The following is a 16,529-nucleotide window of genomic DNA, read 5'->3' on the forward strand; positions in this document are numbered from 1 at the left end:
AATTATGAAAACTAAAATATCGGCATTTATTGTATTGTTTTTTATTGCAATCGGTGTAAATGCACAAATCGACAGATCGCAGCAACCAAAACCTGGTCCTGCACCAAAAATCACCTTACAAAAACCAGGTGAGTTCAAATTAGATAATGGTATTGAAGTACTCGTGGTTGAAAATCACAAATTACCAAGAGTATCTTATTCATTAAGAATAGACAACCCACCAATCGCAGAAGGAAACAAAGCTGGTGTTTCTAGTATACTGGCTGCTATGTTAGGTAACGGAACTACAAACATTCCGAAGGATGAGTTTAATGACGAAATAGACTTTTTGGGGGCTAACCTTAGCTTTGGATCTAGTAGTGCTTTTGCAAGTGGTTTAGCAAAATATGGTGACCGTATTCTAGAACTAATGGCTGACGCTGCAATAAATCCTTTACTTACTGAAGAAGAATTTCAGAAAGAAAAAGAAAAAGCTATTGAAGGCATTAAAGCCGACGAAAAAAGTGTTGACGCAGCCGCAGGTAGAGTAGGCTCAGCATTATCGTACGGAAGTAAGCATCCTTACGGTGAGTTCGTTACTGAAGAAACATTAAAGAACATTGAGTTTGCTGATGTTTTAGCTTTTTACGATAAATACTTCAACCCAAATAATGCCTATTTAGTGGTTGTAGGTGATGTTGATATAGCAGATATAGAAAGAAAGATCAAAACTTACTTTAGCCCTTGGAAGAAGGCTGCTGGAACAACAATGACATTGCCTAAAGTAAATCCAAATGTTCAATATACTCAGATCAATTTTGTTGATATGCCAAATGCGGTCCAATCAAATATCTCATTGACAAACAATGTTGATCTTAAAATGAAAGATGAGGATTATCATGCAGTGTTAATTACTAATAAGATCTTAGGTGGTGGTTTTAACAGTTACCTTAATATGAATCTTCGTGAAGAACACGGATATACCTATGGCGCAAGATCTAATGTGGGTACTAGCCGTTATGGAGCGTCGCGTTTTACGGCAGGTGCTGCAGTAAGAAATATGGTTACAGACAGTGCGGTTGTTGAGACTTTAAAAGAAATCAACAGAATAAAAACCGAACCAGTGGCGGCAGATGCACTTGCTAATGCGAAGGCAAAATATGTAGGTGATTTCGTTTTAGCTTTAGAACGACCACAAACTATTGCAAGCTATGCGCTTAATATTAAATTAAACGATTTACCAGACGATTTTTATTCTAAGTATTTAGAAAAGATCAATGCGGTCTCTGCAGACGATGTAAACCGTGTTGCGAACAAATATTTTAAGACTGAAAACGCAAGAATTGTTGTTGTCGGAAAGGGTAGTGAGGTTTTAGAGAATCTCGAAAAAACAGGTATTCCGATCATGTACTATGACAAGTATGCGAATAAAACTGAAAAGCCAAACTACGACGTTGACGTACCAGAAGGTGTTGATGTAAGTACAGTGATCAATAAATATTTTGAAGCTGTTGGTGGAAAGTCTAAGATCGATGCTACAAAATCTATCTTAGTCTCTTATGAAGCGTCGGCTATGGGTGCTACAATTGTTAGTGAAGAAAAGCGTATTGACGGAAAAGCATCACAGAGTATTTCTATGAACGGAAACGTTATGATGGCTGTTGTTATGACGAAAGACAAAGTAACAATGAATAAGAACCCATTACCAGAAAACATGGCAAATGACATGCAAACATTATCTGGGTTATTTCCTGAGTTAAATATTTTGAATTCTGAAAAAGCTAAATTTACTGGCGTAGAAGCTGTTGATGGTAAAGATGCTTATAAGATCGAAGTACCTGGAGAGGTGATCACGCTAACCTATTTCTACGATGTTGAATCTGGATTGAAAGTAAAAGAAATTCAGACGACGAACATGCAAGGTCAGACGCAAAGCCAGGAAACATTCTTGAAGGACTATCAAGAATTTGGAGGATTAAAATTCCCTGGAGTTAGATCAGGAACACAAATGGGTCAGGTGATCGAATTCAAATTAAAAGAAGTTAAAATTGACGAAGGTGTTTCAGACGCTGATTTCGATTAATTTTAATTCCCATAATATTGAAAGAACCGAAGCAATTGCTTCGGTTTTTTTATGCCTTACGTTTATGAGATAAATAAACCCCAAATAATATTAGGAGTGCTGCCAACCCCTGTATTATACTAAATGATTCACCATCTAGAACGCCCCAGATTAAAGCTATAATTGGCATAATATAAGTTACGGAAGATGCAAAAACAGGTGTTGAAATCTGAATGAGTTTATTAAAAACCACCTTAGCCAGTGCGGTACCGAATATAGATAGAATGGCCACATAGATCAGAGAACTCACCATAAATGGATTATTTAGTCTTTCTGAGGTGAAAAAATCTGTGAACAATAAAATAATCACTGCCGGAATTAAAATAAACACGTAGTTTCCTGCCGCTATTGCAAGTGGTTTTACATCTTGTAAATAGCGTTTAATTATATTCACGTTAGTGGCATACATCAATGTAGATGCGATTACAAAACCAGCGTATAGATAATTTTGGTTGGGGTTGAGGTCAGAGCCCTTCAGAATTAAAACAGCAGTACCAATAAATCCAATTATAACACCGATCACCTGGCGTTTGGTCGACATAATTTTGAAAACTGCAAACCCGAGTAAAATAGTATTTAGGGGCACCAACGAATTAAGTATAGAAGCTACAGCACTATCGATCTCAGTTTCGGCTATGGCAAAAAAGAAGGCAGGAATAAACGATCCTAAGAGCCCTGAAATTCCAAGCCATTTCCATTTTGACTTCGGAATATCTTTTAAATGATGAAATCCCCACGTAAGAAGAATAACGCCCGTTATGATCGTTCTTAAGGCTCCCAATTGATAAGGATCGAGACCTAAAAGCGCTTTCTTAATGAGAATAAATGAACTTCCCCAAATTACGGAAAGAATAAGAAGGAATATCCACTTAATATTAGGGTTTTTCATACAAATGATATCTCAAAGAATCACAAAAATCGTTAATTCCTTCGCAAGAAATGGCAATATTTATTAGATTTAGCCAAAATTTAATAGTTTATATCTATGAAGACATTAAAGAATATATGTATTGTTGCGATTATGGCATTAGTGTTTGCGTCTTGTAAGAACGACAAGCAACCAGAAGTTAAAACAGTAGATGTAGAAATTGCTAAAAATGATGTTTCTGAAACACTAGATCCTAATGCAACTTATGCTAAAGTAGAGTTTGGTATCGATGGAATGACTTGCGCAATGGGATGCGCAAAAACCATTGAAAAGAAAATGGCTAAGATGGATGGTGTTAAGTCTGCAAAAGTAGATTTCGATAAGCGTTTAGCTATGGTTGAATATGACGAGGCCAAAGTAACTCCTCAATCTTTAGAAGAAGCTGTTGCCAAAGTTGGTGATGTTTATAAAGTGAAAGACATGAAGGTTGTAGACAACTTTGGTGAAGAAAAAATGTCTAAAGAAGACTGTGTTAAGGCATGTTGCGAAGGCAAGACTGATGCTGAAAAGAAGGCTTGTGCAGAAGACTGTAAGAAAGCGTGCAAGGAAAAGGAAAAAGCAGCAGAATAAAATATTTACCAAACCTTTGGTTACTGAAACGTCATCTTTTTAGATGGCGTTTTTTTATTGCACCTGTAATAAGGCCAATGCAATAATAAGGCTGCCAATTGGTAAACACCACAATAGATAAATTGAATTTACTTTACCTTTTAGTTTAGCATTTAAAACATGACGTCTTTTACCATTGTAGCGCATCCAGTTTTTAAAAATGACAACAAGAGCTATGAGGATATAGATGGTCCAAAATTTTGAGGTAGACACCGTTAGAAATTTCATTTGATTTGCAAAAGCCATAAAAAAAGCGGCCAGAGCTAAGGTTATAGAAAGCTCTAATAAGTTGATATAGAACAAGGCAATATTAAGACTGCGCTTACCTAATCTCTTTTTGTAATAATTGAAAACTGAAATATAATAGCGATCTAACATAGAACTAAAAATATAAAAGCCGCTGCATTTAACCGCAGCGGCTTTTGATTTATTATCAAGGAAATGTTCTTAGTTTCCTGTTACAATTACATTATCAACGTGATATCTTGTCGTAGCACTTGGGTCAGAACCTTCGTAGAAGAATCCAATAACCATATCACCGTCAACACAAGAAATATTGATAGGACCAACCGTTTCAAAATTACCAAAGGTACTTGCAGGTCCAACCGGGATGGTTGCATCTAAAATAGTCCATGTGGCCGTTGTTGGGTCACCAGCATAATCTGTAGATACCCATGCCGATAAGTTAGTACCATTGTCAAAATTAGCCTGTACGTCGAATGATAATTCCTCGCCAGTAGTACCATCCATATTGATAGAAGGTGTTACTAACCAAACATCCGCTTCGGTATTTCCTGAGCTAAATGCAGAAATTCTAGAGTAGAAGTTTCCACTGAAACTGCTTATAAACCAATCAGTATCAGTACCGCTGATATTGATATTGTCCCAGCCTTCAGATGCATAAGTTCCGAAGCCTTCAAAATCTTCTTCGAAAATGGCAGCACCACCTCCAGAAGCTCCGGTACACTCTAAGAATTCTGGATCACAACGATCAGTACTAGTTAGGTTAACATCTTCAGGAGTGTTTACATTGATATTGAAAACTTCACCAAAGAAATCTTTAGATAAAATAGCATCGATATTTCCTCTTCCGGCAGGTAACGTTAAACCTTTAAAATCAGCAAATGTACTTGTGCTGAAAATGACTGAAGAAGAACCTGCACAGCTTTCTAACGTACGCTCGCCGTCAAATTCATCCGAAGGCTCAGATGCATAAGTTAGTGCGTTGTCACCAACAATATTTCTGTTGAATTGTACATCTTGTAATTGTACAAATAGGTTAGTCTTGTCGTCAGCAAAATCAGCAAAAGCCAAAGGCATTGGTACTAAAGTTTGAACTTCAGCAGATCTGAAAATAACATCATTTTCTAAGGCTGAAGGAATTTTATCAACCTCATTTCCATTAAGTGCTCCAAGCGATAATACACCGTTAGTGATACCCACAGCAAGTCCGTTTAGTTTTACATAAACTTTTCTACCTGGCTCGTAGCGAATAAATAATGGATTTACATCAATTAATAATTTGATTCCAATAGTTGGGTTCTCAAAATTATCTTGAATAATGATCTCTTCGAAGAAATTTCCGCCTTCATCAGAAGAAACTACATAACCTTCCATAAATAGGTCATTTTCATTGAATGTATATGAGAAAGTCGTTTCTTCATCGGTGTAGTCTAAACTACCGTTACCTTGCTCTTGAGCAAGTTCGCCAGCTAAAGAACTAATTTGAACTACAGGACCAGTTAATACTGGCTCTTCAACTGCTGTATTTGGTGTATCAAAGTCATCATCTTCAACACAACTATTAAATACTATTAAGCCTACAAATAATAGTATTAGTTTATTAATTTTTAAAGTTTTCATTTTTAATATTTTATTTTGATCTAACATAGCTTTTTTAAAATCTTACATATACGTTTAGGTAGTAGGTGGTTCCATTACCAAAGAAATATCTTGGGCCAAATACTGGTCCGTTTGCTCTGGATTGGTCTTCACTCATACGTCTAAAATTGGCTAAACGCGATTGCTCAAAACCACCAGTAATGTAGTCTTCATCTAACACATTGTTAATGGTTGCAAAGAACCCTACAAAGTAGTCATTTATTTTCCAAGACTTACCGCCAATTATGTTAATCAGCATGTAGTCGTCAAATTGTTCTTGTCTTAAAAGATCTCTAGCTTCATCAGGGTCGTAATCATTAAAAGTATTACCGTCGAAGTCTGAAGTGAAGTTTGCAGATCTCGCCAAGTTACTTACGTCTATATAAGCATTTGAAAAGAAGTTACTTGTAATTCCGATATTCCAGAAGTCTGGATCTCTATATTCAAATCCGATCTGGAAGGCGCGCTCAGGTCCACCAGCAACATGGTAACCATCTAATTGAGTTGTACCATCACCAAATCGTACTTCACTACCGATATCACTTCTATTCTGAAAATCAACACTGGTTAAGTATAAATTTGGATTATTCTGGAAAGTATATTGACCAACAGAAGCGGCACCTTTTAATTTGATGGTTGGTGTTACTTGAGCTTCAATACCTAGTTCTACACCAACATGGCGTCTTTCAATATTTGTTAGAATCTCTTGCACGAAGGCATCGCCCGTATCAACTCCTAATCCGGCTAAGTCTTCTGTAAAATAGAATCCTATATCAGATCCATCCTGAAAGCCAGTATAGAAACCTGTAACTCTTGCCTTAACAATCGGTGATCTAAATATATAACTCGCGTCTACCGATTGGATTTTTTCACTTTCTATTCCAATCACCTTGGCATTAGACTGACGAGCATTACTAAATACATTTCTTATCGGTGGAGCTTTAGTAAAATAGCTGGCGTTAACATCGATAAGGTGCTTACCTGTAACTTTATAGGTAAATCCACCCTTCACACCAAAGTTCGAAAACTCTAATTTATCACTATCGCCAAACGAACCGTCATTTCCTCCACCTTGGAAGAATCCGTTTTCGTAAAGACCTGTTCTCTGGTATGAGGTTTGTGAAATATTTGCACCAACGTAGAAATCTACTTTATTGTATTTAAACTGTGCTTGTGCAAATCCACTAACGACATCAGCATTGATTTCGTAGTTGTATTTATATCTGTCACCTTCACGAGCAATTCTGTTCGGATTACGCACATCACTCTGAGCGAGGTTAGCTGCAACTTCATCACTAATCGTAGAATTGTCATCTTCTTCAGCAAAGAAATCTACATCTAAATAACCCGTTCCACCAAGTAGATCTTCTACTCGCGCAAAGTTTTCACTTTTCAGGTTTCTGTAGTTAACCGAAGCATTAAGTCTAATATTGTCAGCTAATTCAGCATCTAATATAGAATTGAAAGTAAATTGTTGATCCTTCACAACGTCAGCTTGTACAGCATACAATGAGTTTCCGCCCTGAGCTCTTAATGTGGCATTCCCTTCATAAAGTGCATTCCAGTCCCACTGACCATCATTAATAAAAGCCTGTTCCGCTAAATAAGCTTGCTGGAAATCGTAAGCTGTTGGGTTGGCATCTTGTAAAAAGAAGCTTGGAAGGTTTTGGTAATAGGTTGGGTCTGGATTACGAGCACCACCTAAGTAGGCGTTTTCACCATTGATTGTAACTAATCGTGTTCCACCATTATCTATTCTTGTATTGGCGATCTCACCAAACTGATAAGCAACATTTGAGTTTAATCTCACTTTTAGAGAAATATCCCAATAGTGATTCAACATTAAAATTGGCTCTTCAATTTCTCGTACTCTTGAGTTACGTTGTTCACCATTCTGAATACCCCAAAATGGGTTATACTCTCTTCCTTTTAAATTGAAAACTTCTTCAGTGATTGCAGTAGAACGACCACGTCTGTTCTGCGCATAGATCCCTGTAAAGTTTAAACTGTGTTTATCATTAATTTGTTTTTCTACAGCAATGAAGAATGAGTTGGCGTCGTAAAGTGTACCGTCTCTAAATCCTTCTTCACCAAATCTTCTAGAACCTAATACTGAGTAAGACCAGCCACCTTCTAAAAGACCAGAGCTATAACTTGCCATTACTCTACCTTGGTAACTTCTGTTGGCAGACGCATAAGAAATTCGGCCACCTCTACGGTATTTAGAAGCTCGCATTATAATGTTATTGGTGCCTGCAAGATCTCCAAAATTGTAATCGTTAGCAGACATTCCCATAGAGAATTCCTGGTTACGCTGAACGTCATTAAGTCCACCCCAGTTACCCCATTGTGGTCTACCGTTGAATTGCTTGTTCATCTCTACACCATTGATAAGAACTTTACCATTGGCATTATCTAAACCACGTGGTCTAAAGAATGTAGCACTAAAATCGAATGCTGCTGCACTGAGAAAAACATCTCTTGAGGCTTGTAACAGACCCGAGATATTGTCTGTTATACCATCGTCTTCACTATTCAGGTTATCATCAGAAATTGAAATAATGAATAGATCTTTTTTGTCACTAGTATCAAAATCGAGGGTCATTCCGCTGATATCAACGGTTTGTCCTTCATTGACAATGATAGGGTAACGTTTTGTAACATAGCCTACTTTTTCGATTTTCAGAACTTGCTCCCCTAATGGGACGTTCTGAGTGAAACTAAACTCACCCTTCGCATCTGTCTTCAGGGTTTGGCCAGTTTCTTCAATAGTAATTGTTACATCAGGAATAGGTTCTCCTGTAGTTCCATCCAAAACACTTCCCTTTATGGTAGTTTGTTGTGCAAAACTGAATAAAGAAAAGGCAATTCCGAACAGAAAGAGTAAAAAACTTTTTTTCATGCCTAATTTTAAATTGATTGTTACAGTAGATTAAATAATAGTTATTTAAGGCGTGCAAATGTACTATATTTATAATTATTACATACTTTTGGCAAGCAATTTGCACTGGATATAACAATTAGATAATATATCAATCATGAAACTAATTAAATCTCTTATTCTCTTGCTTGTTTTGATATCCGTATCAAATGCTTGGGCACAAGAAGAAAAGCGCTTCAAAATTCATACAGTAGCGTTCTACAATTTAGAAAATCTCTTCGATACTATCAACGATCCGCTAAAAAATGATGAGGCGAGTCCAATTATGGAGATGAAAGCCAATCGTTCTGAAGTATACAAGAAGAAAATTAAGAATATGGCAAGAGTAATTGCCAATATAGGATCGGACAAGGCTAATAATTCGCCAGCGGTACTTGGTGTTTGTGAAATTGAAAACAGAGACGTACTCGAAGATCTTGTAAACGACCCATTATTATTGGGCAAAGATTACGGGATTATTCATTTCGACGGCCCAGACCGAAGAAGTATTGATGTTGCGCTACTCTATCAGAAGAAATTATTTGAACCCGTTAGTTCTAGCTCTCACGAGTTATTAATTTACGATGATGTTACACGAAAGCGTGTATTTACAAGAGACCAATTATTGGTAAGTGGAAAGTTAGACGGTGATTTGATACATATTTTGGTTAATCACTGGCCGTCGCGAAGTGGTGGTGAGGCGAGAAGCCGATCCAAGCGTGTTGGTGCTGCTAAGTTAAATAAGCACCTTATTGATTCGTTACAATCTATAGATCCTTACGCTAAAATTTTCACTATGGGTGATCTTAATGATGATCCAACAAACGAAAGTGTAAAGAAAGTACTTAAGGCAAAAAAAGATAAAAAGAAAGTACCGTTTAAGGGCATCTACAATCCGTACGAAAAAATGTTTACAGAAAAAGGTTGGGGAACTACAGCTTATAGAGATGCTTTAAGTTTATTCGATCAAATTATGATGACCAAGCCCTTGCTAGATGACGATTACTCATCCTTCAGATTTTGGAAGGCAGGAATCTACAATCCGTCATTTATGTTTAACAAGCGCGGACGTTATGAAGGCTATCCATTCAGAAGTTTTGCCGACGGAGGATTTACAGGTGGATTCAGTGACCACTTCCCAGTTTACGTTTACTTAATTAAAGAAGTAGATGATGACGAAGCGGAAGACGAAACAAAAGGAGAATAAAAAATAAATACTACAAAAAAGGCGCAAATATTATTTGCGCCTTTTTTATTTAACTAAACCAAAGTTTCCAAGGTATTTTTGCTAATACCAAAATTAAAGCAAGCGTGTAAAAAATGGCCAGCATCTTAAATTTTGGCTTAGATACTAATTTCTTTTTATGCTTAGAGTAGCCAATAGTTACCAAGGCCACAGCAATAATCATTGTCGTTGGATGTTCAACAATAAGGTTTCTTAGTTCAGAATTTTTCATCACTTCACCCATGCCACCAACTTCTTTGATCGTAGTGAAATAGTCCTTTAAGAAGAATAAAATAATTCCAATCAACAGCTGAATATGCATCGTTATTAAGGCAAATAACGAAATTCTAAAGTCTTTGGCGTCAAATTCTTTATTGCCAAAAAACTTGAAAAGTGCATTGAACGTAGCGATGATTAAAACCAGTAAAACGATGTATGCCCAGCCAGAATGTATAAATTGAATTGTACTCATTGCGATAAATTAATTGACTACAAAAATATGAATTTGAAAAAGAATCGAGTTACTCTGAAATAGTTATTTTATGCTTCAGTTCATTCCCTAATTCATCAACGACAGTAATTGTATGTTCGCCTTCACTGGGTAAAATAGCCATATCATGAATGTCTTTTGTGCTTCCAATAAATCGCTCGTCGATATACCAATACAGCTGCAACTCTGGTTTAGAATGTGCCACTTTCAGCACCAGATCATTGGTGTTACCATCAAAATCCTTAGGTAGAAAAATCGTATTCTGTTGGTTTGGGTAAATAAACTCCATCCGCACTAATGAAGATTCTGAACAATCATTTCTAAAAGGAGGCAGCTCTTTATAAAATGGATTTTTATGTTTGAAATAATACGCCTGCAATGGTGGTAATACAAACCAGGGTTGGTTTTTAATGTTTGAAATATTTTCGCATGATGAATTCACCTGAAAGCGTCCTGAGCCATCCAAATGTACCAACTGATGAAAGGGGCAAGGTTCAGTTTTTTGTCCACTTATCTGAATGTACCTAAGTTCGGTATCATCACAGATCGACGAAGCTCGAAATCCACTTTTTTTGCAGATCTTGGCTTCTAGCATTTCGTCATATGGCTTCGCAAACCATTCACTTTTGGGTAAAAGATCAAAGACATCAAAAAGTATAGGAGCAGCTGTTTGTACGCCCACTAAACCAGGGCGACCTTCACCATCGGCATTGCCAACCCAAACACCAACCACATAATCTTTTGTTGTGCCAATGGCCCAAGCATCTCTAAAACCAAAACTGGTTCCGGTTTTCCAGGCGATGTCTTGAGACGAGTCGTAAAACTCCCAACTTTCATCACTTTCAGGTCGGTTAACCTGTTTCATACTTTCAAAAGTGAGATATATTGAGGCTGCATCAAAAACATGTTTTTCATCGGTAAGCTTTCCGAAGTCAATAGTCTTATTCGAATTGTAAATGAGTTGAACAAATTCATTTTTATAATACTGGCTTGAGGTAGAATTAAAATGATTCAAGGTAGACGCCATTGCAGCATAACTTTTGCAGAGATCCCATAGGTTACTTTCAGCACCACCGAGCACTAAAGAAAGCCCGTAATGATTGGCATTAAACCTGATATCTCGCAACTCTAATTGTTTGAGGTAATGATAAAACCGGTCTAACCCAAAATCTTGAAGCATTCGAACCGCCGGAACATTCAATGATCGCGATAAGGCCTCATTGGCATGCACGGCGCCGTCATAGGATTTGTCAAAGTTTTCAGGTTGGTAATTACCAAATTGTGATGGAATATCGGCCACCAAAGTATGCGGCAGAAGATCACCTGCATCGAGCATAGAGGCGTAAAGAAAGGGTTTCAAAATACTGCCTGTACTTCGGGGTTTATCAATGATATCTACGCTTTTCTGATGTGCATTATCTGTTGGAGAATTACCAATATAGGTTAGGACTTTACGCGTGTTAACGTCTAAAACCAATACCGAAATATTGTAGATTTCATTTTGCTTTAACTTCAGATAATGTTGTTCAATTACACCGTTCGCCTGTTCCTGCAATTGAATATCTAATGTGGTTTTGATGGATTTGCCCTTTTCTGTTTTCGAAATTTTCTGAAGTAAATGTGGCGCAATCTGAGGAAGTGGAAATGGCTTTTGAGGTAATCCTTCAACAATTGAAAGTTCGTAGGTAAGTTCATCAATGGTTCCGTTCTCGTAAAGCTTTTTTAATAGCCGATTTCTTTTTTTCAATAAGCGCTCTTGATTTTTCCCAGGGTAGATCAAACTAGGAGCATTCGGTAGAACAGCCAAAGTAGCACTTTCAGCCCAGGATAAATTTGAAGCATTTCTGTTAAAATACCGCCAGGCCGCTGCATCGATACCAACTACATTTCCACCGAAAGGAGCGTAACTAGCATATAGTTTTAGAATGTCTTCTTTAGACGATCGCAATTCTAACCGAGTGGCTAAAATGATTTCTTTAACCTTCTCGAGGTATGTGCGCGATTGCCCTTTTCGAGATAGGCGAATCACCTGCTGCGTAATAGTACTACCGCCACGTTTAACCGAACCCGAACTTAGATTTTCTTTTAAGGCCTTAACTATTGAAATGGGATTAAATCCCGGATGCTTGTAAAAATATTCATCTTCAAAAAGCAAGATGCAAGTCTTAAATTTTTCAGGAACTTGAGTAGTTTCTGGAAATCGCCACTGGCCGTCATCCGCAATTAAAGCGCCTAATAACTGATCGTTTTCACTCGTTATAACCGTTGCAGTAGGATCTTCGAATAATTCCTTTGGAAGACAGAAATAATAGGCAACAAGTAAAATGAAAACAATAATTGATTTCATTTTGTGTTGTTTAATAAACCGTATTAATCTATACATCAGCTATACAATTACTATACACGGACTAAATTATAAGTCTTTTTCTGTAAGAAACAATTATCTTCACAAATCTAACTCTATAATTAATTAAACGTGCGAAACCCACAATTAGATTTTAGATACGTCTTAATTTTATGTTATTGTTTTTTTAGTACTGAAATTTATGCACAATTAGGTTTTTGTCAGGGAAATTCTGGGGATCCCATTTTTACTGAAAACTTCGGAACAGGATCCGTAAACAACAGTCTTCCGGCAGGGACAACGACTTACAATTTTACGGGAGATTTTCCAGATGACGGATTTTATACTGTTTCTAATGGTTCCTTCGGAAATCCATTCGATTGGCATGAAGTAGAAGATCATACGCCAGATGATACTGATGGTAAATTTTTAATAATTAATGCCGATTTTGTAGAAGGTGAATTCTATAGAACGACCATAACAGGTTTGTGCGAACGAACTACGTATGAATTTTCAGCATGGCTCTTAAACTTGCTCAAGGTTTCAGGGTTATGTGTACAACAAAACATAGAAATCCCCATAAATGTTAGTTTTCAAATTTGGGATAGTACAGATACAAATTTGCTGGCCAGTGGTGATACTGGTGACATTTTCGCAACAGAAAACCCTACTTGGGGTGAGTTTGGTTTAGTATTTCAAACCTTAGAAGATCAGAATTCGGTTATCTTAAAAATGCTAAATAACGGTCAAGGTGGTTGTGGTAACGATTTAGCCATTGATGATATAGAATTTAAATCTTGTGGCGATTCCGTTATTGTTGTTGACGAAAGCAACAATACTTCCGTGACAATCTGTGAGGACGAAACGCCATATACAACAGTTCTTTCTGCAGTGCCCGATTTTTCAGTTTTTAACTCACATTTTTATCAGTGGCAGGAAAGTGCAGACGGCATGAATTGGACAGATATTTCAGGCGAAACAACTGAAAACTTAAGTGTAACTACTTCATCATCTGGTTTCTTCAGAGCGAAGGTAGCGGAGTTTGCAGAGAATTTGTCTAATGATCAATGTATTTTATTGTCTGAAGTTTTTCAGATTACCGTAAACCTGAGTCCAGATGCTCCAATTAGTAATGGTGATGTACTATTCAATTGTAATTTGAATGAGGCACTTCTCGAAGTTAGCGTTCCAAACGGAATTTCTGTTAATTGGTACGATTCACCCGCAGATGGCAATTTGTTAGCGCAAAGCACTACGTCATTTACAACAAACGCTGAAGGTGTTTTCTATGCTGAGGCCGTCGATGATATAACAGGATGTATCTCAATCTCAAGAACAGAAGTGAATGCAGTTATTGTAAACCCAGTGCCACCTTCAGCGGGAGGCGATGTTGGAATTAATTGCGAAACAAATAGTGCAGAATTAATTGCATTTGCTGATTCTAATTCAACTATTAATTGGTACGATTCTGAAGTTGGAGGCAATCTATTAGCAACTGGCGATACCTTGATCGTTTCTGAAGTCGGAACCTACTATGCTGAAGCTGTTGATCAGATTACTGGTTGCGTTTCAAGCACCAGAATACCTGTAAGTGTTCTTGAAGAATTAGAATTTGGGGAATGTATAATTCCTCAAGGTATATCTCCTAATGTATCACCTGGTCTTAACGACAGCTTCGATCTAAGCAGTTTTGGTGTAACGCAGATTAAGATCTTTAATCGACATGGTGTATTGGTGTATTCACGTGGGGATTACACTGATGAGTGGCGTGGGCAAACAAACGATGGTGAAGAATTACCAGTCGGCACCTATTTTTATACCATGATATATCGAAATGGCACCCAAAGCAGATCGGGTTGGGTTTATCTGAATAACTAATTTATTGAATTCAAAAATGGACAGCTTATTAACTAAAGCCGATATATATACCTCCTCATCGAAAATAGAAACGCATCAGACAATAAATCTATATATTTAAACGTGCAAAACTCCAGATTATATACTAAGCTACTTATAGGTTTCTGCGTATTCCTTTTTACAGGGAAAATATATGCTCAACTCAATGCTACAACAATAGGTGATGCTTCAGATCTTGGAGGTAATTGTTATCAGATTACTCCCGATTTACTCAATCAATCAGGTGGAGTTTGGTACGATAACCCTATAGATTTTGATGAGGATTTCACTATTTATTATCAAAATAATTTCGGAACCAAAGATGCCAATGGAGCAGATGGTATGGCTTTGGTTTTTAAAAGAACAGAAACACCGGTTATTGGCGGTCTTGGAGGAGGACTCGGTTTTGATGGAATTGCTGAATCACTTATCGTAGAGTTCGATACCTATTTCAATGGCGAAAACAATGATCTAACTTCCGATCACGTGGCCATTTTAAGGGATGGTGTTCCTAACCATGGCGTGGCATTTAATAATTTGGCAGGCCCGGTGCAGGCAAGTCCAACCAATCCAAATATTGAAGATGGTGTAGATCACGATATAAAGATTCAGTGGAATGCCACAACTCAAATTTTTGATGTTTATTTTGATTGCGACCTACGACTTAGCTTGAATTTAGATATCAAAGCGAGTGTTTTTAGCAATGATGATACAGTATATTTCGGTTTTGTAGGTTCAACGGGTGGATTATCAAATTTACATGAGGTATGCTTCAATAGCATTTCATTTATTGATAATTTATTGTTTGAAGATCAGGACATTTGTTTTGGTGATGGTTATAATGTTGATGCCACTGTGCCTAGTGGCTCCACATATTCTTGGAGCCCGACAGCAGGTGTAAGTAATCCTAATATTCCAAATCCCACTTTATCACCATTAGTGACTACAACTTATACCGTTACGATTAGCGATAACTGTGGCGAATCTACAACGGAGGAAATAACGATCAACGTATTTCCGAATGAAACACCCTTATTCGATCCAATAGCCCCTATTTGTGAAGGCGATGCCTTAGCACCTTTACCAATAACATCAAATAATGGCATCACCGGAAGTTGGAGCCCAGCACTTGACAATACAACAACGACAACCTATACATTTACACCAGATAATAATGCATGTGCGCCAGAAGTAACTTTAGAGATAGTTGTAAATCCTAATATTACTCCAACCTTCGATGCTATAGCACCAATTTGTGAAGGTGATGTATTGGCACCATTACCAACAACATCTAACAACGGAATTACTGGAACTTGGAGCCCAGCTATAGATAATACAGCGACAACAACCTATACTTTTACACCAGATGCAGGACAAGGATGTACATTAGAAACTACTTTAGAGATTATAGTTAATCCTAATATTACGCCAACCTTCGATGCAGTGGCGCCGATTTGTGATGGTGATGCTTTAGCGCCTTTGCCAACGACATCTAATAATGGCTTTGTTGGAACATGGAGTCCTGCTTTGGATAATACAACAACGACAACGTATACATTTATCCCAGATGCTGGTCAAGGTTGTATTTTACAAACGACTCTCGAAATTGTAGTTATCCCAAACATATTACCCACTTTTGATGCAGTTGCGCCAATTTGTGAAGGTGATGCGCTGGCACCTCTGCCAACGACGTCTAATAATGGGATTACTGGAACTTGGAGTCCTGCTTTAGATAATACAGCAACGACAATATATACGTTTATCCCAGACGCTGGTCAAGGCTGTATTTTAGAATCAACACTTGAAATCATTGTAATACCGAATACAATTCCAAGTTTTGACATCGTCGCACCTATTTGTGAAGGCGATATGTTAGCACCATTGCCGACCACATCCAACAATGGAATCACAGGAACTTGGAGTCCTGCTTTGGATAATACTACTACAACGATTTACACATTTACACCAGATGCTGGTCAGGGATGTGTTATAGAAACTACTTTAGAAATTACCGTCAACCCCTTACCGGTAGTTGTTGTTCCGTTTGCTTTGGAGGTTTGTGATGATGGTATCCCTGATGGAATAACGGCCATAGATTTAAGTTTGAAGAACTCTGAGATCAGTGGAGGCAACCC

General features: G+C 37.5%; 11 protein-coding genes. 5 read left to right on the forward strand and 6 right to left on the reverse strand.

Going from position 1 to position 16,529, the window contains the following annotated elements:
• Positions 1 to 4: 4 nt before the first annotated feature.
• The gene (locus DDY94_RS07130) at positions 5 to 2,062 is read left to right on the forward strand and encodes a M16 family metallopeptidase (RefSeq protein WP_111683384.1); all 2,058 of its coding nucleotides are present in this window, start codon (positions 5 to 7) and stop codon (positions 2,060 to 2,062) included.
• A 49-nt stretch (positions 2,063 to 2,111) separates the two neighbouring features.
• Here the strand turns inward: DDY94_RS07130 and DDY94_RS07135 are convergent, their stop codons facing one another.
• Complete coding sequence (locus DDY94_RS07135; RefSeq protein WP_111683353.1) at positions 2,112 to 2,990, reverse strand: DMT family transporter; 879 nt, start codon at positions 2,988 to 2,990, stop codon at positions 2,112 to 2,114.
• Positions 2,991 to 3,086: 96 nt separating this feature from the next.
• Here DDY94_RS07135 and DDY94_RS07140 point away from each other — a divergent pair, with 96 nt between their 5' ends.
• Entirely contained in the window at positions 3,087 to 3,599 is a 513-nt protein-coding gene (locus DDY94_RS07140) for a heavy-metal-associated domain-containing protein (protein WP_111683354.1), read from the forward strand.
• A 54-nt stretch (positions 3,600 to 3,653) separates the two neighbouring features.
• Here DDY94_RS07140 and DDY94_RS07145 read toward each other — a convergent pair whose 3' ends face one another.
• The 3 genes from DDY94_RS07145 to DDY94_RS07155 form a co-directional block, all read right to left on the reverse strand.
• On the reverse strand, positions 3,654 to 4,016 hold the full coding sequence (locus DDY94_RS07145; protein ID WP_111683355.1) for a hypothetical protein: 363 nt from the start codon (positions 4,014 to 4,016) through the stop codon (positions 3,654 to 3,656).
• Positions 4,017 to 4,085: 69 nt separating this feature from the next.
• Positions 4,086 to 5,501, reverse strand: a complete 1,416-nt coding sequence (locus DDY94_RS07150) for a DUF5689 domain-containing protein (RefSeq protein ID WP_157957269.1) — start codon at positions 5,499 to 5,501, stop codon at positions 4,086 to 4,088.
• Between the two features lie 34 nt (positions 5,502 to 5,535).
• Positions 5,536 to 8,421 carry a TonB-dependent receptor gene (locus DDY94_RS07155; RefSeq protein WP_111683357.1) on the reverse strand — a complete coding sequence of 962 codons (2,886 nt, stop codon included), beginning with the start codon at positions 8,419 to 8,421 and terminating at the stop codon, positions 5,536 to 5,538.
• A gap of 136 nt (positions 8,422 to 8,557) precedes the next feature.
• Between DDY94_RS07155 and DDY94_RS07160 the strand changes: the two genes are divergently transcribed.
• Positions 8,558 to 9,646 (forward strand): endonuclease/exonuclease/phosphatase family protein, encoded by a 1,089-nt coding sequence (locus tag DDY94_RS07160; protein ID WP_111683358.1) that lies wholly within the window; start codon positions 8,558 to 8,560, stop codon positions 9,644 to 9,646.
• 49 nt (positions 9,647 to 9,695) lie between these two features.
• Here DDY94_RS07160 and DDY94_RS07165 read toward each other — a convergent pair whose 3' ends face one another.
• Together DDY94_RS07165 and pbpC are read right to left on the reverse strand one after the other, a co-directional pair.
• A complete protein-coding gene (locus DDY94_RS07165; RefSeq protein ID WP_111683359.1) occupies positions 9,696 to 10,136 on the reverse strand; it encodes a hypothetical protein in 441 nt (146 codons plus the stop codon).
• A 49-nt stretch (positions 10,137 to 10,185) separates the two neighbouring features.
• On the reverse strand, positions 10,186 to 12,501 hold the full coding sequence (pbpC, locus tag DDY94_RS07170) for a penicillin-binding protein 1C (protein ID WP_232817836.1): 2,316 nt from the start codon (positions 12,499 to 12,501) through the stop codon (positions 10,186 to 10,188).
• Positions 12,502 to 12,630: 129 nt separating this feature from the next.
• Here pbpC and DDY94_RS07175 point away from each other — a divergent pair, with 129 nt between their 5' ends.
• The gene (locus DDY94_RS07175; RefSeq protein WP_111683361.1) at positions 12,631 to 14,376 is read left to right on the forward strand and encodes a gliding motility-associated C-terminal domain-containing protein; all 1,746 of its coding nucleotides are present in this window, start codon (positions 12,631 to 12,633) and stop codon (positions 14,374 to 14,376) included.
• A gap of 102 nt (positions 14,377 to 14,478) precedes the next feature.
• A partial coding sequence (locus tag DDY94_RS16220) for an L-type lectin-domain containing protein (RefSeq protein ID WP_111683362.1) occupies positions 14,479 to 16,529 on the forward strand: 2,051 nt, incomplete at its 3' end.

This window comes from Winogradskyella tangerina (assembly GCF_003260205.1).
GTDB classification, from domain to species: Bacteria; Bacteroidota; Bacteroidia; order Flavobacteriales; family Flavobacteriaceae; genus Winogradskyella; species Winogradskyella tangerina.

Bases quoted from the DNA above. Each gene is read 5' to 3' on its own strand.
- DDY94_RS07130 (WP_111683384.1), top strand. From the start codon at position 5: ATGAAAACTAAAATATCGGCATTTATTGTATTGTTTTTTATTGCAATC.
- DDY94_RS07135 (WP_111683353.1), bottom strand. From the start codon at position 2,990: ATGAAAAACCCTAATATTAAGTGGATATTCCTTCTTATTCTTTCCGTA.
- DDY94_RS07140 (WP_111683354.1), top strand. From the start codon at position 3,087: ATGAAGACATTAAAGAATATATGTATTGTTGCGATTATGGCATTAGTG.
- DDY94_RS07145 (WP_111683355.1), bottom strand. From the start codon at position 4,016: ATGTTAGATCGCTATTATATTTCAGTTTTCAATTATTACAAAAAGAGA.
- DDY94_RS07150 (WP_157957269.1), bottom strand. From the start codon at position 5,501: ATGAAAACTTTAAAAATTAATAAACTAATACTATTATTTGTAGGCTTA.
- DDY94_RS07155 (WP_111683357.1), bottom strand. From the start codon at position 8,421: ATGAAAAAAAGTTTTTTACTCTTTCTGTTCGGAATTGCCTTTTCTTTA.
- DDY94_RS07160 (WP_111683358.1), top strand. From the start codon at position 8,558: ATGAAACTAATTAAATCTCTTATTCTCTTGCTTGTTTTGATATCCGTA.
- DDY94_RS07165 (WP_111683359.1), bottom strand. From the start codon at position 10,136: ATGAGTACAATTCAATTTATACATTCTGGCTGGGCATACATCGTTTTA.
- pbpC (WP_232817836.1), bottom strand. From the start codon at position 12,501: ATGAAATCAATTATTGTTTTCATTTTACTTGTTGCCTATTATTTCTGT.